Raw genomic sequence first — 21,937 nt, forward strand, 5'->3', positions numbered from 1 at the left:
CTCTACCACCCTCCAAGATTTACATTTTCCCAAGGCAAGCGTATCGTTACACAGGTATATTCACCTCTCACACTATCAATCCAAAGACCGCAATTCTTGCCATAATGAAGCTGCAACCGCTTATTCACGTTCTCCAAACCAAGTCCGCTCCTGCTAGTAACCATCGGCGTATCTGCTTCGCTTCGCAGCACTGCCTGAAGACGGTGTAACATCTCAGGCTCTAACCCTTCTCCGTCATCTCTTATGTTAATGAATAACAGACTGTCATTCTCCACAGAAAAGGTAATCTCTATAGATACCCTGCCACCTGAAGGTGCCCCGTGGTGAATGGCATTTTCAACGATGGGCTGCATACACATCTTGGGAATGGCGTAGCGAAGTATCTCCTGCGGAAGATCCGCGGTCATAACGATACTGCCGCCTTCCATAAAGTTGATAAATTCAATATAACTTTGGATATTGGCAAGCTCTTCACGAAAAGCAACAGTATCGCTGCGCCACTGCATGCTGTAGCGTAGCTGGGAGCCGAGCGACACCAATGAATTGGCTATAGCAGGCTGCTTTTGTACCTCTGCCACCATCCGGATCGATTCCAGGGCGTTATATAAAAAATGGGAATTGATCTGCGAATGCAGGGAGTGTAACTGTGCGTTTTTGGCAATTAACTGCTTATCCACGACCTGTGTCATCAGGCGTTTGACCTCATGTAACATTTTATTGTAATTCACCGCCACCTCATCGATTTCATCTCCTCTTTCGTTCTCATCAAGGCCTGTATCAATCATTGCATCCAGCTCGCCTTTCCGTACTTGACGCATGGATACCAATACGCTATCCAACCGCCGGAAAATACGCCGCGTCGTTTGGGATACGAGTAGCATAATCAGCAGCAATACACATAATGTAATCGTTACCACAAATGCATACCAACTGCGCGGCCCCTTCATCAATGCCTGATGAGAAGCAATATCGACCACGTAAGTGTTCAACGGGGCGATGTATCGATACAATACATAGTAGCTCTGATCTCCCACCCTAACCTGAAGCGGGCTTTCCTGCGGCGATATATCCAACTGGTGATGAATACTGCCAAGGATCTCCTTCAGCGCCTGCCCGTACTTCTCCGAAAACTCATGCTGGGGATTGTAAACATACTGGGGAGAATCGCTTGCGTTCATCAACACCGAAAAGAAGTCCCCCTTGTTCTCCTGTAGCAGATCGCTGAAAAACAAACTGTGCGGGACGCGCACTTCCAGAATACTAGGGCGTTTTTGTTCCTGCCCTTGAAGGCGAACCAGACGATAGTAGGATAATGTGTCTTCACCATCCCTAAAAGAAAATAAGCGGTAAGCCGCACCACCTTCATCCCGAAGCTTTACCCAATAATCCTGCGGCGAAAATTTCTTGTAATGATAGATTTCAGGCCAGATTTCATACAAGTTTGGGTTATCGACGTAAAAGCTAAGCTCACTGATCATCGCATTGCTTTGAATGATATTGAGCATTTGCTCATACTGGTTTTGCTTGAACTTTACCAGACGCAGTCCATCCACAATCATATTGGAATGAATAAAATCCACAAATGACTTTTGAGTGAGCGTTGTATTGGAAGCGTTCTCAATCATGTCCATTCTTCTGCGTAATTGTTCATTTAGCCATGAAACGTGACTGTTTCCTGTTGCCATAGCGTCCTTATATAGCTGGTTTTCTTGCATGCGGATATACACAAAGGATATCAAAATAACAGGTATGGCAATCATTAGGCTAAATGCCAGAAACAGCTTTTGGGATATACGGGCATTGCGATAAAGCTTCCTCAATCTCGTCAGCAGGTATTTCATTCGGATGTATTCACCACCTCTGTTATACCCTATATTACTAGTTAGCTGATCGTTAACCATGTATTAGGGAATAGTTATCTAGCTATCTTGGCTTTCCGCAGTTCCAGTTCAGCCTGGCGATATTCCATCACCTGGTTAAAGCCGTAGTTCACACGACGGATCAGAAAATTCTCGAAAATTTTGTCAAAGGCAGCTTCATCCTTCGCTGTAATCAATTCTGGCAGCACTTCTTCCCAATTCTGAGAAATACGTGACCAGGCTAACGCTATATCGGAATCCCCTACGGGATCCAATCCCTTATAGATACCGCTATCCAGATCGGCCTGTTGGTTGGCGAACGCCTCCATTTGCTTAATGGATGGAGTATGCTCTGGTCTCCACTGGTTCACGAAAGCAGGGTTTCGCAGCATCCAGTAGGTATCCATAATGCCATATTCCTTTTCCAGCCGCTCCCGATCCGTGTCATACAACTGGACCATTGCTGCCGTCAACTGCGGTTTGCCGTTCTCCATCGTCCAGGTTTCCCCTTCTTTGCCCAAAAATAAATCCCTTTGGCCTTCTTCGCTGGACAGATAGGTCAAAAATCGGATAGCTCGTTCAGGGTTTTTCGTGGATCTGCTAATCATCGTAACCATCCAGCCATCCATGCTGCCAGGGAACAGTTTGGCGGATTCTCCCCTGCTGCTTTGGGGTCCATCTACAGCAATATAGGTTGAATTTTGATTCGTAAGGACTTCCAATTTTGAATTGATGTCCGATATGTCTGTCCATTCCCGAATCATCATAAAATACTGGGCATGGTTGGTTTTATCCTGCACCTGTGCACTGGAGTCGACCAGAAAATCAACATTAATCAAGCCCTGCTCGTATGCGGTACGAAATGTTTTCAGCCACTCGATATAATCGGGATCTGTCATTCGGTCGTAAACCTTTCCGTTCTGTTCATGGGGGATCGCAAGCAGATTTTGCAAGTATTCGGTCATTCCATAAGATGCATTTCCCTGTACCCAAAACGGACTGATTAGTTGGCCTTTATAAACCGAATATTGATTCTTCAGCAATCGCAATGCATTAAGAAAACCTTTCGGTGTGCTAAGGTCCGGTTTGCCCATCGACTCATACAGATCTTTACGTACGAGAAAGGTTTGGTTTGCTCCCGTCAAGCCGGTTGAACGCATCTGTTCGGGACTGTACGCATCATTGGGAATGACATAGGTATGACCGTCATCCTGTCGATACCATTGTAGAACACCATCACCTGCAACCTTGTAAAAGTACGGATCATACTGGTTGGCTAACTCATCCAGGGCATAGATGAGATGACTATCCCTCAGTTTGTTAACTGCACTCTCCCAGGAGCCGATGGTTATCAAATCCGGCAGACTACCGCTCGTCAACATCCGTGATAACATCTCGCTAGGTTCACCAGTGGCTACTTCAAATTCGATATTAACCCCTGTTTTTTGGGTGACATATTTGGAAGTCAGACTCTCCCCCCATGTGTGTCCGTACCATTCGGCTCCAATGAACCACGTTAGATTCACGGGGGTGGTATCCAGTTTCCATGACGGTTTTTCCATATTCAGATTAAGGCTCTGCATTTGCTCCGTGAAGTTAGCCTTGTTCGAAGCATCCCCATCTTCCGATTGCTCTGACTCCGAACAAGCCGTCAAACCTGACATCAGACACATCATTAACAAGGTTACAATAAACGGACTTCGAAGCATGAACACCTAAGCGCCTCCTTTCTATACTGGTATCTCTAATCCCACCTGCACCAGCATTCATACGAGTAGTGGTACAACCGATTTTACTATCATTGGATTAAAATGGAAATGGTTTCATGGTCGATTCTCAGGTCATCCGCAACATTCGCCCTAACGAAACATAACTTGTAATAAATCAATCGAAGGGAGACCCATTCATGTATTTAATCTGGATACTTATTGTCGGTGGGCTAATTGGCTGGTTAAGCGGAAATTTGATTGGACAGGATGTGCCGGGAGGCGTACTCGGCAATATCATTGCTGGTTTTGTTGGTTCATGGTTAGGGTATGAACTGTTGGGGCCGAGGGGGCCGGTAGTGGGTGGATTTCATATCATACCCGCGATCGTCGGGTCAGTCATAGCTCTCTTGATTTTCTATGCGCTGGCGCGCTCTGGAGCGTTCCGAAGACGTTAAACAGGCGGAGACGACACGTTTTTATTTTGTGATAGTCGAATAAGGCCGCCGATCCTGTTGATCGGCGGCCTCCTTTGGTTTTATGGACAACTGAAGAGCTTTATAAAGTTGACGTAAATCGGATTAACCATGAGACCTGTCGGGCTTACGGAGTATCTTTTTCCCGTGTCCAAGTGGCGAATTTGTTCCATTTCCTCTGCGTTCAGCTCAAAGTCGAATAGATCACTGTTCTCTTTTATTCTTTGAGGATTGGATGATTTAGGGATCACAGTAGTACTTCGGGAAAGGAAATCCAGAACATATTTTTCCTAATTTCAGGGGATTGCCCGTACTGTATATGGATCGATATGCCAATCCGAAAATTTGAGACAAAAAAAACCGACCCTTGAACTTCAAAGGTCGGTTTACCCAAATCGGGAGAAGAAAACAATGGTTATAGCTGTATTATATCCACCCCGTACCTTTATATACCGTATCCCGCTCTAATTATATGTTTATGTTGTTATATCGGTGATATCAACACTCATATGTTCAGTAAGCATTAAGGTTACATCCACTTTCACTTTGCTCCACAATAGTGTCATTTTATGAAGATAACCTCTTACAGAATAATCTACCGTTAAACTCAGCTGGGATCTCTGTTCATCTATGATTTTGATATGCTGCTGCTTTAAACTTTGTTTCAATTTGTACATCTCTACAGCAATTTTCTTTTGGGTATCGTCCAGGTAGTCAATATACACCGATTTCATCTTAAAGTTTGAAGCGTATATTTTATGCTTATCTACTTCCAGCGCACCTAAAAGATAGGGGAGCTCTACCACCCTTTTCACGAGTAAAAGTTCTTCAGAAGTCTGCCTCACTTTGCACGCCTCCTTCTTCAAGTTTTACAGTGACCAATTGATCAAAATCGACCCATTCAAATCCATTCTCCATTTCAATTTTGATTTTCTTTCCAAAGGCACTGACGGAAGTGACGATCCCATGTATATAGCGATTGCCGGACTCATGAAATACTTCAATGGTGGCTTGCAACGTATAATTGAGCGACATTTCTATATGTTGAGCAATAATCTCCCACTCATCTTCATGAAGTATAGGTTTCGTTTGATATCGAATTTGAGTACGATGCTGTATAATTCGTTCTTTATGTTGTGGAAGCATCATGCGGCTCGATTCCCATAATCCATTGGCCTCCAGTTTTTTGCTCATTTGTAATGCCCCCCAATTTTAGATGCCCGATCGATCGCTTGACCCGCAGCCGTAATGGAGCTCGCTCGCAGAATGGCAATGTCGCCAAATCGATCCTTAATGTCGTCCATCACCTGATCAATGGCTCGTTTCTGCTCTTGATCATCGAAGAAAGATAGTTGATATGTATCCGCGTTGGATAATTGAGACAGGGATACGCCTACACGGCGCACCGGTTGCCCATCCCAGTGTTGATGGAATATGCGTTTGGCAATCTTGCACACATCAACGGTTATGTTTGTAGGATCAGACAGTTTAACTTGCCTGTGAAAACCCGTTGGGTGATCAAAATCTGCTCCCGATACACTCACAGATATGACACTACCCATCAGCCCTTTTTTACGGACTCTTCTACACACTTCTGTACAGATATCGAGGATAACAACTTCGATCTCCCATGCTTCTGAGAAATCTCTAGGCAGGGTCATTCCGTTTCCGATATCCTTTTGTGTACTGTGCGTGTTGACGGTTACCGGCGAATTGTCGAGTCCATTGGCGACTCTCCAGATGACTTCTCCATTAACGCCCCACTTGCTTCTTAATTTGCTAAGAGGCGTATTCGCCAGGTCTTTAATGGTTCGGATGCCCATCTTCCACAGATGTTTTTCCATTCTTGAGCCAATCCCCCACATATCGCGGATGGGCTTATCTCCAATGTGAAGGTGTAACTCCTCTTTCTTTAAGTGAAAAATGCCTCCCTCCGCTTTTTTAGCAATCATATCGCAGCACAATTTACTGATAATTTTGTTTTCACCAATGCCTGCTCTGGCGTAAACTCCTGTTTCATTATAGATTTTGTCTTGAATTTGTTTGGCCAGATCGATTGGATCATTACCAAATAGATGCATAGACCCTGTAACATCAGCAAATAATTCGTCTATACTGTATGGCTCAACCAGATCGGTGAATTCCTCAATAATGGACATGATTTGGGTGGAAACTTCGATGTATTCTTGCATGTGTGGTTTTACAATGATCAGTTCAGGGCACTTCTGAAGAGACTGCCAGAGTGGTTCCGCGGTAGATACACCTTTAGCTTTGGCCAACGGACAAGCGGCAAGGATAATGCCAGAACGTCTTGCTGGATCGCCTGCAACGGCGAGGGGTTTATTTTTGTATTGGGGCATTTTTGCCTTTTCGACTGAAGCATAAAAGCTCTGCATATCAATGAGCATGATGGTTCGCTGCTTAGTCCACACTGAAATCACTCCTGTACATTTAAGAACATATGTTTGTATATATTATAAACCGAACATACGTTCTTTATGCAAGAGGTAAATATTTATATTAGGCATACGACAAAATGACGGATTCAAATCATACTAAGTCACACCAAACAAAAAAGCCGCTAAATTAGCGACTTCAACGGGAATATATTTTTATCCTTTATGAGATTTCCAGATGCAATAGCGGGAACGGATTGCCAGATCCATCGAATTCGGAGCGTCCGATTTGAACAAACCCCATTTTGCTATAGAATTGCGTAGCTCCAGGGTTCTGTTCATTGACATCCACCTTTAGATGGGGTCCTTTGATACTGATTGTATGTTCGATCAGAAGACGCCCTACTCCCTGTCCATGCTGACTTGGATCGACGAATAACATCTCAATAAAGTTATCATGTAACCCGATAAAACCGACAGGCTGATGCTCTATATCTAGAACTTCCCACACCTCGACTTGCCGTTCCAGCAATACCTTGCGTACCACATCTCGATAGAATTGAATATGTTGCTCCTCCAAAAACGTATGTGTTGCTCGAACAGCTCTCTCCCAAATCTGAACCAGTCGTTCCTGATCTTGTTCCCGATATGACACGATATCCATCTCAATCTCTCCAGTTTCTCTTTAGTATGTCTTCTTTTCTCTCAATAATTATTAGAGACACATTATAATGTGACTGGCGTTCCCAATTCGGCCTCTGTTTCATCCATGTCGTTGTTACCTGGAGCCGATGTTTACCATTTGTTTGGCCTGTACACGACCTGCCTGTAACAAGTCATCACTGAACTTCGCATCACTAACTGCCCGTGCCAGTGCAACGGTACCCACCATACTGCTTACCAACGCATAACCATCATCGGTATTCATCCCAGCCATAGTTGTAATAAACGCGATAAAACGTCGCAACTCCTGCGTGTAAGCTTGTCGGATATCCTCCGATAATTGGGATATCTCTCCCGATAAAGCTGGTAAGATACAACCGAATTCCGTCTGATCTCGATGCAGGGAGCTTAAATAAAAATCAATGACGGCTTCAATCGACGTCTGATCTTCGTTTTTGTTTTTGTCTGCAATTCTCTGCAGCATTTCAATGGTGTCACTAATGGCGAAATGACAGGTCTCCATCACAAGCTGATCTTTATTTTCAAAATGGGAGTAAAATCCCCCATGTGTCAGTCCAGCACCTTTCATAATATGTGGAAGACTAATATTCCGCACGCCGTGGGTTCGGAATGCTTTGGCCGCGCTGGTAATAATATGGTTCCGAACTTTGAGTTTGTGCCCTTTCGGATAAGGCATCCTGCTTCCTCCCCTTTGTAAAGGTCTGTATTTAATGTTTTTTAAAATATTATAGTTATCATATTATTTAATGTCAATTCATACTATCAGCATCTTCAGCAACGGGAGAGCGACTACAAATGGAGTATTGACTCCTTTAAAATATGATGACTATAATATATTACGATCATCATATTTTAAATTTGGAGGTACGAATCATGAATTCATTAGAAGTCGTGGATACTCTGGTCATTGGATCAGGGCCTGGCGGTTATGTGGCCGCCTTACGTTCGTCACAACTGGACATGAAAACAGCTATTGTAGAGCGCCAACAAATCGGAGGTGTATGTACGCATGTAGGCTGTATTCCTTCCAAAGCGCTGATTGCTGAAGCGGAGCGTCTTCATTTACGCAGACACTGGGGCGATGTTGACGGAGCTTCTTCTTTTCAGGAGGCTCAAGTATTCAAGCAAGCTGTGGTGGATAAGCAGTCTGGAGGGGTTAGGTTTTTGCTCAAAACGGCGGGTGTGACTGTTATCGAAGGACAAGCAAGCTTGATTGATGCGAATACCGCTGAAATATATCACGCTGAACAGAATGCGCGTCGAATTGGCTTTAAGCATCTCATACTGGCAACCGGTTCCCGTCCAATTGAAATAAGTTCTCTTCCTTACGGCGGACGGATTCTCTCATCCACTGAGGCGCTATCACTGCCCGACATTCCGGAGAGTCTCGTTGTGGTTGGCGGCGGTTATATTGGCGTGGAACTGGGTCAGATGTTTGCGAGATTTGGAACCAAAGTTACGATGCTCGAGGGCGGTGAACAGATTCTGCCCGGATTTGAAGCAGAGCTTGTTGCACCTGTCGTTCGTCAACTGAAAAAGGACGGGATAACCATCTTAACCGAAGCTAAGGTTACAGGGGCAGACCAATATACAAGTCACATCGATCTCCACTATATGCGTCAGAATGAACACCATGTTGTTCAAGCTGCATATGCATTAATTACGGTGGGCAGGAAACCGAACACAGACGAAACCTTGGGTCTTGAAAATATAGGTCTGTCCCCTACTCCACAAGGATTGATCGAGATTGACAAACAGTGTAGAACATCCATCCCGCATATCTATGCCATTGGAGATATTGTTCAAGGCCCTGCTTTGGCTCATAAAGCTTCCTATGAAGCAAAAATTGCGGCAGAAGCTATCGCGGGCAAACCCTCTGTCATCGACTACAAAGCTATTCCGCTCGTTGTGTTTTCTCACCCGGAGATTACGAGCGTTGGTCTTAGCGAAACGGCGTGTAAGCAAAAATCAATTCCTGTTGTCGTTGGCAAATCTGTTTTCTCTATTAATGGTCGTGCTTTGGCTCTGAAGGAAACCGAAGGTTTTGTCAAAATCGTTGCTCATGTTACATCTGGCCTTGTATTAGGTGCACAGATTGTAGGCGCTGAAGCATCTACTCTTATATCAGAGCTTTCCCTTGCGATTGAGATGGGTGCAACGGTAGAAGATATAGCCATGACCATTCATCCGCATCCAACGCTAGGCGAAATCATTATGGAGGCCGCAGAACAGGCTCATCGGAGAATGGAATAAAGGAAACCGTATGTCGTATGATTACACTTGGAAAATTGTATATGAACCAACTCTTATCATAATAGAGAGTAATAAGATTAGGGAGAGATCATCTTGAAGTCTAAATGGAGATTATATATCGTCATAACTTTGATCATTATTTTGGCAGGCGGGTTGTTGATCGCGAAAGGCACAGACGCCGTGAGTCAGGCTGAAAGTAAAAAGCAGGGAATATTGAATACTGAACCTAACACTGAAGGATTTTATGTTGATCTGTATATTCCAGAATCGCAAATTAACCAGATTCAAGCAGATCAAAAGGTAAACGTTCGTTTTCCATATCTGGAGAATCTCCTTGTAAAGGAAGGTGTGGTGACGTCGATATCCCCCTCTCCTCAATTCGCCAATCTGCGCATGACGCGGGAAAAGGGCCAAGCAGATCTAAGTATGTTTCTGATCCGGATTTCTATTCCAACCAGCACAGATTTGCTTCCGGGGATGACTGCGGAGGTGCAGCTTGATGAAATCACTGGCTGATGAATGGAAGCACATACGCGGGAGTAAGTGGATCGTTATTATTTTTGCTGCCCCTCTCATTGCCGCTGTATTTTTCGGGCTTATGTTCTCCCGAAATCAGTTAAGCGAAACACCAGTTGTGGTTGTGGATGAGGATCACTCTCCCTATTCAAGACAACTCATTGAAGAAATCAATGCTTCTCAATATATGAAAGTCACGAATGTGTTTCCCAATCGCCTCTCTCCGGATACGCTGCTTGCGAACGAGAAGGCAGTGGCAGTCATTTTCTTGCCGGACGGATTGCAGCAACGCAAAGACAAGGGACTGCCCTCAAATATCGGGATATGGATGGACAATACGATGCCTTCTAGCCTGAGTGGTATCCGGCCTGCAATTCAAGAAATAATTACAACCGAAAATATGACGCTTGCTGTATCAAGTCTTGCTCAAACCGGCATGGACATCGAATCAGCAAAAGCTCTGGTGTCCCCGCTATCTCAAGTGCAGCGCATGTTATATAATCCCAATTCAAGTTATATCGGTACCATGGTGATTGGATTTGTAAATATCATCATACTGATGCTCACGACGGGTGCGGCTGGCGCGATCGCTCCCCGCCTTCGGCAAGAGGGTAAGCTTTTGTCTGCTCGGACTTCTCCCTTCCAGCTATGGATTCGGGCCTTGCCTTATGTGATATTAAGCACTTGCTCTTCCCTGCTCAGTTATGGGATGTTAAAACAAGTGGGACATATGCGATTCGAAGCGGCACCGTATATCTTTATCGTTCCTTTATTGCTGTATACGATGGCATTATGTTTGCTCGCGATGTTGCTTGGTTATTCTGTTCGAAATGTGTCTAGAATTGGTGCCAGAATGAGCTTGATCCTATATCCATCATTCCTATTAACCGGTATTCAACTGACGCCGCTTGCATTTCCAACATTTTTTCAAGTTACGGCATGGGCTATACCTATGAATTGGCTCAATCGTATGATTCGTGGAATGGCCTTTAGACACGGTGAGTTGACTTTTTATAGTGTAGAGCTAGGAGCCTGTATACTGATTATCGGTTTGGCTTCATTAGGTATAGGATTATTCCTGCGAAGAGAATCACTGGTGCCAACGTCAACACTTGAAGCAAAAGCAGTTTAAAAATGGACAATCGCCGTAAGCCTGTGAGAATGATAGGCTGCGGCGATTTATGTTAGAATCAAAACCAGAGAAATGAAGCCACCAGCACCTGCAAGCGAACATTACACAGAAAAAGTGAGGTTTATGATATGAAAAAATCAAACGAAGTATATTGCGTGTCCGAGCGTCTTGTTATTCGAAAGTTCGATATGCAGGATGTACATTCGTTCTATCACTACCGGGCTAATCCAGATGTTTCCCGTTTTCAATCCTGGGAAAATTATACGCTCCAAGAAGCTGAAGCATTTATTAGCAAACAAATAGTACATTCCCCTGATCAGCCCGGGACCTGGTTCCAATACGCCATTGCTCTAACGGAGTCGGATCAATTAATCGGCGATTGTGCCATTCATACACGTGCAGATGAACCTCAGATTGTCGAGCTCGGATTCACTCTTGCACCTGAATTTCAAGGCAAAGGATACATGAATGAGGCACTTTGTGCCCTGATGGACTATGTATTTGGCGCTCTCAATAAACATAAGCTGATCGCTTTCGCCGATGTAAGAAACACCAAATCGATTCAAGTGTTAGAGCGATTGGGCATGAGACGTGAAGGACACCTGCTCGAAAATTACATGTCCAAAGGCTTCTGGATAGATGAGTTTCAATATGCAATGCTGCAATCGGAGTGGTTGAACAAACAACAATAAAGCCAGAGATGATCGTTCTTATTCTACAGGAGGAAATGACATGTTGAAGGAAAAGTGTGCCACAGAGAACGGCTCTATTTTTCGAAAGCTGGCACTCGGTCTAGTTTTGATGTTTATGCTGATCGTACTTATCTTTTGGTGGATCTATCGATTAAATGTGGAAGATATTCAACGAGAGTTAGAAAAGAATAAATTGGGCGAAGTGCGATTCATGTCCTCCCAGCTATCGAATCAATTTGAACAGGTATTAATGAATGCGCTAACATTATCAGAGGATCAATCCGTTAGAGGTTATACATATGTTCTTCATTACGGAAATGATTTTGCTAAATACAAGGCCAAGCTGGAGCTCATTGAGAAGCTGGCTTTAAACAGTGCTTCCACCTCATGGAACAATACCATTATTTTGTATTATCCGGATCATAAGGACACGGTATCTTCTGATCCCCAGTTTTCATTTCGATCATTCTCCATGTCTCAAGACCCGCTCGATCAATGGATATTACATATGAACAAGGATGGTACAGGTTATTATTCACATCTCACCAAGGGACACCGAGGGCCGATGTATATCGAGATCAGGATCTCATTAGACGTTTTGCAGAAAATGATGTCTGATTACACATCCGGAACACCGATGCTGTATGATTCCCATTTTCAAACAGCCATTCGAGGTTCAGGCTCCCTTGAACTTGCCCAGGCTGATGCTCAGGTTGTTCCACAGCTCAGAAATGACAGAGGTTTCTTTGAAATCTCCTTTCAGGACAGGAATTACTTCATCACTTATATGAAAGCAAGTATTCTGGATTTGTATTTTATCGACTATCATCCAACCAATCAGCTTCAGCAATCGATTTCACGTAACAATACGTTGTTTGTGTTGGCACTTGTAGCCCTGCTGCTTCTTTCGCTTTTGTACATCTTGGCTCTGCGTAATCAGATTCAACAACCCATTATACGGTTGCGTAAAGCGATCGACCGGTTTGACCGGGGAGATTTCTCCAGCCGTGTCGACGAAACTCAGATTCTGGAATTTAAAATCCTGGGTCGATCGTTCAACCGAATGGCTGAGAATACGCAGACATTAATTGAGCAGGTCCTTCTTGGAGAGCTTTCTGTCAAAGAGGCCAGACTCAAGCAGTATCAGGCTCAGATCAATCCTCATTTCCTATACAACTGTCTCAACTATATTCAGAGCAAATCGAGTGTAAAAGATTATGAATCGGTCACATCCATGACCTTGGAGCTGGCTTCCTACTGCCGTTATATTCATCGTATTGAAGACATGGATTCGACGCTGGGTGAAGAGCTTCGTTTTGTGAATCATTACATGTCGATTATTCATATGCGAAAAAAAACGATCACTTTTGATATCGATGTACCCAAAGAGCTTCTCTCGGTCCGTATCCCTCGTATGATTTTGCAGCCACTTGTTGAAAATGGGGTCAAACATGGGATTGAACCCTCCATGGGTTCAGGGCAAATTACGATTCGCGCGGAGCAGGATCATGAGGTCATCCGTATCATCGTTGCAGATAATGGTGTAGGCATGCCGGAAGAGCGACTGTCACTGATCTGCAAACACATGGATGAACTAACCCGCCCGGAGGAACAGATCGGAACAGGAGTTCGAAATGTCAATCAGCGAATCAGACTAACATATGGAAAACGATCTGGCTTGTCCGTTCAATCCGGCTTGTATGAAGGTACCCTGTGCATTATTACTATACATAAGGAGGATATTGAAGATGCATCAAATTCTGTTGGTTGACGATGAATCCTATGTGATTGACGATCTTGAGATCTCATTTCCATGGGATGAATATCGGATTGAGCGTATTCACAAAGCATATTCCGGAATGCAGGCCTTATCCATCCTGGATGAACAGACCGTAGATATCGTGATTACGGATATTTCAATGCCGGTGATGAACGGACTTGAGCTAATTCGGCAGATTAAGGCGGCTAAACCCAACCTGCCCTGTATTTTGCTTACCGGTTATGCCGAGTTCGAGTATGCGAAAGAAGCGACCAAACATGGAGTTGTTGAGTATTTATTAAAGCCGCTTGATGTAGAAAAACTGGCCGCATGTCTGGAGAAAACGGTACTTTCCATCGAGGAGCACATCCGCAGAGCCTTGTCCTATGAACAGGCGATGAATTCGTTTCGCGAGCACCTGCCTTCACTTAAGGACAGGCTGCTGAATCAGTTGATTGAAGGTAATCATTATGCTGAAGATGCTCTGAACGAGAAGTTGGAACATTATCATCTGCCCTTCCAAGCGGAAGATGAAGTTCAGCTCGTTCTGGTACGGCTGGAAGAACATTTCACCAGACATACGACGAGTAGCCTGCAATTGTTTGAATACGCTGTGACCAACATTGCATGTGAGTTATTCAATACAGCTTTCCATACCTGGCATTGTCGAGATCGTTATGATTATCTGGTTTTCTTGTTAAAGGTAAGTCACAGTAAGCAATTGCCGGAGAAGGATCAGGCTGAGGATCAGAATCAGGGTCTCACGCATATTTCCCTACAGCTGCATCATAATGTCAATGAATACCTGAAAGGTGGAATTTCCGTCATCCTGAGCCAAAAGGGTAAACTCCAACATGATATCCGTGACATGTATGAGCAAGCCCTGTCCGCTCTCAAAAAGCAAGTAGGTAACGGCACAGGATACTTTCTATCTCTTCAGGAAAGCTATCGTCCCGTATCCATTCGTTCCTTGCATATATTATATGAACCACCAACCTTCAATCATTTGCTTGAAACGGGACAATGGGAAGTATTCAAAGAACGTCTGCACCGAATTGAGGCTGGGTATAGCACGCTGCCTGAACAAACCGAAGAACATCTGGATGAGATTCGGATTATATTGTTATCTGCTTTTCATTACATCGCCCACAAAAATCATGCACTTTTATCCGATCTGGTCGGAAACGAATGGGTTCCTCGTATGCCTTTTCGGTCCGTATCCCAACTTACAGATTGGGCTGAGAACATGCTTGATCGACTGCGCATGAAGCTGGAAGAACAGTCTTTAGGTGAGCAACATGATGTCATTCATCAGATCAAGACGTTTGTTTCCGCCAATCTGCACTCCCTTAGCCTTCAATCGATCGCAGATCATGTATGTTTGCATCCGGTTTACGTCTCCAAGCTGTTTAAACAATTTCAAGGCATCAGCTTGAGTGAGTACATTTTAAGTGTCAAAATGGATCTCGCCCTCTACCTGCTTAACCACTCGCAGGATAAGGTATATGAGATTTCTGATAAACTGGGGTATGCTAACTCCCAATATTTCATCAAGGTGTTTCGCGATAAATTCGGTATGACGCCTCAGGATTACCGGGAGCAGTAAAGCAGAGTTCATGAAGAAAGTTAGCGTAAAACAAAGTAAAAACCGCACTTCATGTACACAGGTAAATGAAACTCCTTGTAGATGAAGAGCGGTTCGTTTTTTATTTTATCGTGTCATACCATGCATTTACTTCTTCTGTGATCTGTTTCCCACCAGAAGACATGTACTGTTGCACGAATGCATCAAAATCATCAACAGGTGCTTGGCCGTAAATGATTTTATTCAACACTTCCTTTTCCAGCTTGCTCAGCATATCGCCTCGGGAAACTTGTGTTTTCGTCGGTACACCCGTGAACATCTCAGGCATGATGATATCTTTTTGGTCAATGACAATCTTGGCGGCCTTAATCTGCTCAGGGATGCGGTCTGCCAGGTTTTTCTCATACTGTGTGGTTGGTTCTTTCCCACCTGCAAGTTCTGCCAGGGTATTCATCATCAGGTTAGGGATAATTGCGCCGTCAAACGTCAACGTATAACGGATCGCATCAATCCAGCCACCAGGAATTTTGTCGCTTTGCAATTCTTTATAGACGGTTCCGTCTGGAGCGATGTCATAATCATAACCTTTAGCAAATCCGTGCACAAACGTAGTGCTTTCCGGATTAGCCCAGTGATCAAACAAATAGTTCTGATATACAAAGAATGCATCTTTATGTTCCATTTCCTTATTAATGAGAACGGCTCCTGTACTAATTGGCGTTCCATGTCGTCCCCTCTTCCCTTCAGGGCCGGCCGGAAGTGGATAGGCTTTATACTCAGCATCAGGAACGTTTTTTTGCAGATCCGGGAGCGGCCAGCCTGTCATCCAGTAAGGGCCAACGATTATACCGGACTTGCCTGCAGTAAACGCCTCGGTTGCTTTGGGCTCATCATAAAGACCAGCTTCCTTATCAATGTATCCTTTTTCCATCCACTCTTTCATTTTCGTCAACGCTGGCTTCATCTCTGGCTGGATGGAGCCGTAGGCAAGTGAACCGTCTGCGGCTTTGTTCCACTGATTAGGCATCGCTCCAAACATGCCAAAAATCCAACCGGATTCCGACATCCAAGTGTTCAGGTCGTTCTTGAAACCTACAGACAAAGCAATGGTATCTTTCTTGCCGTTGCCATCCGGATCTTGATTGACGAAGGCATCCATGACCGTCTCCAATTCGGCTAAAGTGGTTGGTGCTTTCAAGTTTAACTTCTTGAGCCAATCTTCCCGAATGTACATGACGGGGTCATTGTTGTAAGCGTTCTCCAGAATGGGAATAGCCATTCGCTTACCATCACGGATATACGGGTTCCATACGTTTGGATCTTCTTCCATTGCTTTTTTGTAAACATCGGAGGCATATTTATCAAATAATTCCCCTGCATCCGTGAATTGACCTGATTCGATTAAATCACTGATTAGCGTAGAGTCACCACGGAAAGAGATAATATCGGGCATTTTCTGACCCGAGGTTAACATTAAACGAAGTTTGGTCTGGTACGCATTATTTTGTTCACTCACGGTCCATAAGTATTCAATGTCGATCCCCAGTGTATCTTGAGCCCACTTCGTATGAACGTTATTTTCAATGTTTTCCCCGTTTTTGAACTTCAAGCTGCTGGTGATCGGAAATACCGTCGAGATGGTAACCGGCTCAACATATTTACCATTTTCAAACGGAGCGGAATAAAATTCATTACTGTCACTAGGTTTTTTCTCTGAAGTAGATTCATTGCTGCATGCTGCGAGCACACCAGATAACATTGTGGCAGCCATCAATATGCGAAGCGTTTTTTTCCATGTTTTATACATGTTGTCTCCCCCATATCATTCTAAATTGGTTAGATCTAAATCCGTCTTACTCTTTAACAGCACCAAGTACAATCCCTTTAACAAAAAAGCGTTGCAGTAAGGGGTATACAACCAAAATCGGTGCCATGCCAATAAATATCTGAGCCGCCTTGATCGTCCGTTGTGAGATGTTCTCCAGGTCTTCGGGCCGCACGGAAACTTTACTAAAGTCCTGCTGTACGATGATCGTCTGGAGGAAGGTGGCTAAAGGGTACTTTTCGTGATCCGTCAGGAAAATCAACCCATCGAACCAGGCGTTCCAGTGCCCTACCATGGAGAACAGGGAGAGTGTAGCGATGGCTGGCATCGACACGGGCAAAAAGACAGAGATCAATGTTCGAAAGTAACCCGCACCATCGATGAAGGCAGCCTCCTCCAGCTCTTTGGGAACGTTGCGGAAGAAATTCAATAAAAGAATCATGTTCCAGACAGATACCGCTCCGGGAAGAATAAGCACCCACATCGTGTTGAGTAAATTGAGTTTCTGGATAAGAATGTAGAATGGAATTAATCCTCCGCTGAACAGCATCGTAAATACAAAATACCAGGTGTAGATGTTACGCCGTTTGAAGCTGCGATTCTCCCGTGATAAAGGGTAGGCCGCCAGCGTGACAATAACCATACTCAGGATTGTACCCAGCACGGTTCGCTGTACAGCAATCCATAGGGAACGAAGGAAGTTCTCATTAGCCAATGTTTTCTCATAAGCATCAAGCGTAAATTCCACCGGAAAGAGTCCAACCAGATTCGCATTGGCAGCTGCTTTACCGCTGAAGGAGACCGCGAGAATGTGGATCAACGGGATGATACAGAGTAGTGATAATAAAATTAAGAACGTATAGTTGAATACGGTGAATACTTTGTAAGGCTTGGTTTTATGATACATGCCGTGAGGTCTCCTTTCTAGAAAATACGGTAGTTCGCAAATTTATAAGCTGCACGGTATGCGATTACGATCAACACGAATCCGACCACCGATTTGAAAAGTCCGACTGCAGCCGAGAATCCAAACTTACCATCGATGAGACCTACCCGATAAACAAAGGTGTCGATGATATCACCCTTATCGTAAACGAGCGGATTATATAGGTTGAAAATCTGATCAAATCCTCCGTTCAAGATATTCCCGAGGGACAACGTTCCTACAACAATCATGATGGGAATAAGAGCAGGAATCGTAATGGACCAGGTTTGCTGCCAGCGACTTGCTCCGTCCACCTCAGCTGCTTCGTACAGTGCTGGATTAATGCCTGCCAGCGAGGCAAGAAAGATAATGGCACCGAACCCGAATTCCTTCCAGATATCACTTGTAACAACGACGATTCTAAACCATGTGCCATCCCCAAGGAAAAAGATCGGTTCAAGACCAAACACTGCCCCAAGAAACTGATTGATCATGCCTTTCGTTGCAAGCATGTCCAGCAAAATTCCGCCTAGGATGACCCATGACAGAAAGTGCGGCAGATAAACGAACGTTTGTATACTCTTCTTGAAGGTTTCCTTTCGTACTTCGTTAAGGAGCAAGGCAAAGATCAGCGGTGCAATCAGACCACCAATCAGTTTCAACCCTGCAATAATCAGGGTGTTCCAGATCACCTGCACATTCTCCGGCATGCTGAACAGGAATTGGAAATGCTCAAGTCCAATCCAGGAAGACTTGGCAAACCCGAGCCAGGGCTTGTAATCCTGAAAAGCAATGACCAATCCGCCCATCGGTATGTACGCAAATATGAACGTCAGGATAACTGCCGGCAATAACATCAGATCCAGTGCCAGCGTTCGCCTGGAGCCTTTATTGCGTTTGGTACGCCGGGGACTCGGACGAATCACATCGACTTGGGTGGGTGTGTTGGCTTTTGCATTACTCATTCGTGTGTTCCCCCTCTTTCTCTATTGGTTTCAGAGACGTCAGCCAAGGTTCTGTTTGATCTCCGTAGGTTTAAGTATAGATTGGCTCCCTCCAAGTCAACATGATAAAACCATAGCTTTGATAACAAATTGTTAATATGACTTGTCGTTTGCACGAAAAGAACCCCCATACCTATGGATCGATCTCTCCACAAGTACGAGGGTTCTGAATTTACAGTGATCACTAACGAGGAATTAATGTTTGTCTTTTTCTACAAAAGAGAGAATGCCATACTGGGACGTATTTCTCCAGCTCTCATTCGTTTTATCATTCCACTTCGCTACGTTTTGCTTGCCCTCTCCCTGGTTATCATTAATTTGAAGCTCGAAACCGATCACATCTCCTGCTTTGGGCGTCAGGGACTGTAACTTGATTCTGGCTTCGACCAGATAGCCTTTTTTGTTTTTCTTCACCGCACTTGTGAACCGTCCAGGCGAGGCGCTGCCTGCGAAGGTCCCCATGTTGTCTGCGCTGACTCTGAACTGTGCGTCATCATATTGGAAATACGGTGTGCGCTGGTGATTTTCGTCCAGGAAAATCTCAACCGAATCCTGATCCCATGGATTAATACTATCCGTGATAATGTTTGGGTCTGTAACGTCAATCAGTAGATACAGATACTCATCTGACCACAGTGCACGAGCCACAGCCTCAGCGCCGGGCTCTTTATTCAACCGTTTTACTTCAAAAGGAACGGCCTTATTCCACACCGCCTCTTTAATCCCGTCAATCTGGACTTGAGCTTGCACAGCTTCTACAGATTTTGGCATAGGGTCTAGTTGAATCACGCCGTATTTGCTGGTATCTGTGTCCTGGGATTGTGTCCGGTCATTCCAATAAAGTGCTTGATTTGGTTGCTCTCCACCTGCACTGCCGTCCGTCACACGGATATCGAAGCCGATTTCGGAGCCGGAATCCACCTTTACATGACTCCAAGGGATAGACAATTCTACCTGATACCCGACTTTCGTTTCTCTTACACGAGATGAACGCACATCCTTACCCTGATATTTTCCAGTACGTGTAATCACAATATGTCGGTCATCTTCTTCGTAGGAGGAGGTCTTGCCATTATTAAAATCAACAAAGATGTCTACGCGGTCATTTTCATCGACTTTCGCATCTTGTACATCGACCAGAAGATAGAGGTTTTTGGGGTCCCATAAGGTACGGAAGCTGGCTGTACCGGATGACTCTCCCTTCAATGGTGTAGATACGGCTTTGTTCCATAGTGGGTCATGAAGCGTTTTTTTGTTATCGGGTTTACCCGAAAGCGAGATGGCTCTCTGTGTCAAAACGGGTAAGCTGGACGCATCTACAAGTACCCAGTAAGCTTTTTTGGCTTTCAGTTCTGAATCAAACAACATCGCTTGGTTGTTGTAAGACTTCTCATCCTGAAGTCCCCATAGGGTTACGGAAGAGATCTGATCTTTGTGTTTTTTATACAGATCCATTAATTCCTTGTAGCGATAAGCCTGTTGTACAGCAACTTCAACGGGCATCTCTTCACCATACGGGATTCCGCTATCTACATCCAGTTCCGTGATCTGAATATCCAGTCCAAGTCCAGCGAACAGGTTAATTGTTTTCTCAATTTCCTCCACGGGCGGGGAAGCCAGATTATAGTGGGACTGCAAGCCGACACCATCGATCAGTCCCTTTTCTTTCAGTCGTTTGACCAACTGATACATATGCTCTCTTTTCTCAGGGACTTCTGTGAAGTATTCGTTATAATATAGTTTGGCATCCGGATCGGCTGCACGCGCGAATTCATAGGTTTTTTCAATATAATCCGGTCCGATGAGTTCATAAAAAGGGCTTTTTCGTAAGCCACTTGCATCCCCATTACTATCGGCGATCGCTTCGTTTACCACATCCCAGGCATCAATTTTCCCTTTATAGCGGGTCATGACGGTTTCGACGTAATCCTTAATCCGGGCAAGTAATAACTCCCGGCTTGCAGGTTTACCCTGGGCATCTTTCAGCATCCATTCCGCAGCATCAATATGCCACAGCAGCGCATGTCCACGTACACCCATATGATGTTCCTCGGCGAACTTTACATATTGATCGGCAGCCTCAAATTCATATACTCCTTCGGATGGCGACATGTATTTTGGTTTCATTTCATAGGTTGCTGTCAGGCTGTTAAAGTGTTTCGACAGCAGTTGTCCATATGCGCCATCCAGCTGCCAGCGATATGCCGCTGCACCAATGGGAAAATCATCTCTATACAAATCTTTCAGAGATAAAATATCTTCTTCAATCTTCGGTTGCTCGGATGGAACAAAGGATACATCATCCACATAGAACGATAACGTATCTACGCTATCCTCAGAGATGTAAGGCGTTTCAATGAATAATTTCAGCTCAGCAGGGTCATCACTGTACTGGAATGTTCCAGTGACCTTGTGCCAAGTATTCCATTGCGCTTTAGCAATATCTACGCTGCCGATCGAATTCCAGCTTTCGGCATTCGTTTTTTTGTAAGCAGTGAGCTGCAACGTTTGATCGGTGGCTGGCTCTTGTGTAAGCCTGACATATGCTGTAATTACATATAATTGATTACGCTGAAGCAGCTCTTTCATTGAGAACATGGGTCCATGATAGGAGCGTTCACGATTGGTAACCAACATGCTTGACTTCCCTTCATGTGCTTCCTTTTCTGTTACTGTGAGGTTTTCCGTACCAATCCGTGCAGTCCATCCCTGAAGTGTACCATCTTCAAAATTGGTGCTGAACTGTCCTGCTTCTGTACCTGTGACTTCATTGGCTGCGTGTGAAACATTTGAAAATGGAAGGGTGGTTAAAACGAGCAGTAAAACTAAAAAACCAATATTCCATTGACGTAATTGTTTCATGTGATCCTCCTTTTCGTTGATTATCCAATTTCTAGATGATTTAACAAACACCCAGATAAATGGATTATATTTCTTTTGTCATCGCTTACATATAACAAATATCTAATAAAGATAACAAAATTTTATCGTCTGCTATGTAGAGCGTAATAAACTATTCTGCATCAGAATGCGAAGAACCGTTGCTTCGCTTCATTCTCCGCAAATCATGTGATCGTTTTATGCCCAAATACCTTATCACGTTTCAGATACCCTGATTTAATGTC

Annotated in this window: 19 protein-coding genes; 7 read left to right on the forward strand and 12 right to left on the reverse strand. The window is 44.3% G+C overall.

From position 1 onward, the window contains the following. Positions 1-2: 2 nt before the first annotated feature. Entirely contained in the window at positions 3-1,841 is a 1,839-nt protein-coding gene (locus tag MHH93_RS02150; protein WP_500052576.1) for a sensor histidine kinase, read from the reverse strand. Between the two features lie 74 nt (positions 1,842-1,915). Further along, the gene (locus MHH93_RS02155) at positions 1,916-3,568 is read right to left on the reverse strand and encodes an extracellular solute-binding protein (RefSeq protein WP_500053300.1); all 1,653 of its coding nucleotides are present in this window, start codon (positions 3,566-3,568) and stop codon (positions 1,916-1,918) included. A gap of 197 nt (positions 3,569-3,765) precedes the next feature. Between MHH93_RS02155 and MHH93_RS02160 the strand changes: the two genes are divergently transcribed. Next, positions 3,766-4,023 (forward strand): GlsB/YeaQ/YmgE family stress response membrane protein, encoded by a 258-nt coding sequence (locus MHH93_RS02160; protein ID WP_500052577.1) that lies wholly within the window; start codon positions 3,766-3,768, stop codon positions 4,021-4,023. 80 nt (positions 4,024-4,103) lie between these two features. On the opposite strand, the gene MHH93_RS02165 is transcribed toward MHH93_RS02160, so the two are convergent. The 6 genes from MHH93_RS02165 to MHH93_RS02190 all read right to left on the reverse strand — a co-directional run bounded on the left by MHH93_RS02165 (position 4,104) and on the right by MHH93_RS02190 (position 7,797). Further along, positions 4,104-4,319: a hypothetical protein gene (locus MHH93_RS02165; RefSeq protein ID WP_500053301.1), complete on the reverse strand. Its 216-nt coding sequence runs from the start codon at positions 4,317-4,319 to the stop codon at positions 4,104-4,106. Positions 4,320-4,517: 198 nt separating this feature from the next. Continuing rightward, positions 4,518-4,886 carry a YhjD family protein gene (locus MHH93_RS02170; RefSeq protein WP_500052578.1) on the reverse strand — a complete coding sequence of 123 codons (369 nt, stop codon included), beginning with the start codon at positions 4,884-4,886 and terminating at the stop codon, positions 4,518-4,520. Beyond that, positions 4,870-5,235, reverse strand: coding sequence for a YolD-like family protein (locus MHH93_RS02175; RefSeq protein ID WP_500052579.1), 366 nt, complete (start codon positions 5,233-5,235; stop codon positions 4,870-4,872). The genes MHH93_RS02170 and MHH93_RS02175 overlap by 17 nt, the downstream gene beginning before the upstream one ends. Further along, positions 5,232-6,449 (reverse strand): DNA polymerase IV, encoded by a 1,218-nt coding sequence (locus tag MHH93_RS02180; protein ID WP_500053302.1) that lies wholly within the window; start codon positions 6,447-6,449, stop codon positions 5,232-5,234. The genes MHH93_RS02175 and MHH93_RS02180 overlap by 4 nt, the downstream gene beginning before the upstream one ends. A 211-nt stretch (positions 6,450-6,660) precedes the next feature. Further along, a complete protein-coding gene (locus MHH93_RS02185) occupies positions 6,661-7,101 on the reverse strand; it encodes an acetyltransferase (protein ID WP_500052580.1) in 441 nt (146 codons plus the stop codon). Positions 7,102-7,215: 114 nt separating this feature from the next. Next, the gene (locus MHH93_RS02190; RefSeq protein WP_500052581.1) at positions 7,216-7,797 is read right to left on the reverse strand and encodes a TetR/AcrR family transcriptional regulator; all 582 of its coding nucleotides are present in this window, start codon (positions 7,795-7,797) and stop codon (positions 7,216-7,218) included. A 197-nt stretch (positions 7,798-7,994) separates the two neighbouring features. On the opposite strand from MHH93_RS02190, the gene lpdA reads away from it, so the two are divergent. The 6 genes from lpdA (at position 7,995) to MHH93_RS02220 (ending at position 15,079) form a co-directional block, all read left to right on the forward strand. Then, the gene (gene lpdA / locus MHH93_RS02195; RefSeq protein WP_500052582.1) at positions 7,995-9,374 is read left to right on the forward strand and encodes a dihydrolipoyl dehydrogenase; all 1,380 of its coding nucleotides are present in this window, start codon (positions 7,995-7,997) and stop codon (positions 9,372-9,374) included. 93 nt (positions 9,375-9,467) lie between these two features. Next, positions 9,468-9,890: an HlyD family secretion protein gene (locus tag MHH93_RS02200; protein WP_253436352.1), complete on the forward strand. Its 423-nt coding sequence runs from the start codon at positions 9,468-9,470 to the stop codon at positions 9,888-9,890. After that, positions 9,874-11,022 carry an ABC transporter permease gene (locus MHH93_RS02205; RefSeq protein ID WP_500052583.1) on the forward strand — a complete coding sequence of 383 codons (1,149 nt, stop codon included), beginning with the start codon at positions 9,874-9,876 and terminating at the stop codon, positions 11,020-11,022. The genes MHH93_RS02200 and MHH93_RS02205 overlap by 17 nt, the downstream gene beginning before the upstream one ends. A gap of 128 nt (positions 11,023-11,150) precedes the next feature. Then, positions 11,151-11,714 carry a GNAT family N-acetyltransferase gene (locus tag MHH93_RS02210; protein ID WP_500052584.1) on the forward strand — a complete coding sequence of 188 codons (564 nt, stop codon included), beginning with the start codon at positions 11,151-11,153 and terminating at the stop codon, positions 11,712-11,714. 40 nt (positions 11,715-11,754) lie between these two features. After that, complete coding sequence (locus MHH93_RS02215) at positions 11,755-13,485, forward strand: sensor histidine kinase (protein ID WP_500052585.1); 1,731 nt, start codon at positions 11,755-11,757, stop codon at positions 13,483-13,485. Next, positions 13,463-15,079: a response regulator gene (locus MHH93_RS02220; protein WP_500052586.1), complete on the forward strand. Its 1,617-nt coding sequence runs from the start codon at positions 13,463-13,465 to the stop codon at positions 15,077-15,079. The genes MHH93_RS02215 and MHH93_RS02220 overlap by 23 nt, the downstream gene beginning before the upstream one ends. Positions 15,080-15,179: 100 nt before the next feature. On the opposite strand, the gene MHH93_RS02225 is transcribed toward MHH93_RS02220, so the two are convergent. From MHH93_RS02225 to MHH93_RS02240, 4 genes are all read right to left on the reverse strand, one after another. Further along, the gene (locus MHH93_RS02225) at positions 15,180-16,865 is read right to left on the reverse strand and encodes an extracellular solute-binding protein (protein ID WP_500052587.1); all 1,686 of its coding nucleotides are present in this window, start codon (positions 16,863-16,865) and stop codon (positions 15,180-15,182) included. Between the two features lie 46 nt (positions 16,866-16,911). Continuing rightward, the gene (locus MHH93_RS02230; protein ID WP_253436334.1) at positions 16,912-17,790 is read right to left on the reverse strand and encodes a carbohydrate ABC transporter permease; all 879 of its coding nucleotides are present in this window, start codon (positions 17,788-17,790) and stop codon (positions 16,912-16,914) included. A gap of 17 nt (positions 17,791-17,807) precedes the next feature. Continuing rightward, positions 17,808-18,773 carry an ABC transporter permease gene (locus MHH93_RS02235; protein ID WP_500052588.1) on the reverse strand — a complete coding sequence of 322 codons (966 nt, stop codon included), beginning with the start codon at positions 18,771-18,773 and terminating at the stop codon, positions 17,808-17,810. A gap of 234 nt (positions 18,774-19,007) precedes the next feature. Continuing rightward, the gene (locus tag MHH93_RS02240) at positions 19,008-21,674 is read right to left on the reverse strand and encodes an endo-1,4-beta-xylanase (protein WP_500052589.1); all 2,667 of its coding nucleotides are present in this window, start codon (positions 21,672-21,674) and stop codon (positions 19,008-19,010) included. Positions 21,675-21,937 lie beyond the last annotated feature (263 nt).

Origin of the sequence: Priestia sp. FSL H7-0729 (assembly GCF_038005685.1) — a bacterium.
Lineage (GTDB): Bacteria > Bacillota > Bacilli > Paenibacillales > Paenibacillaceae > Paenibacillus.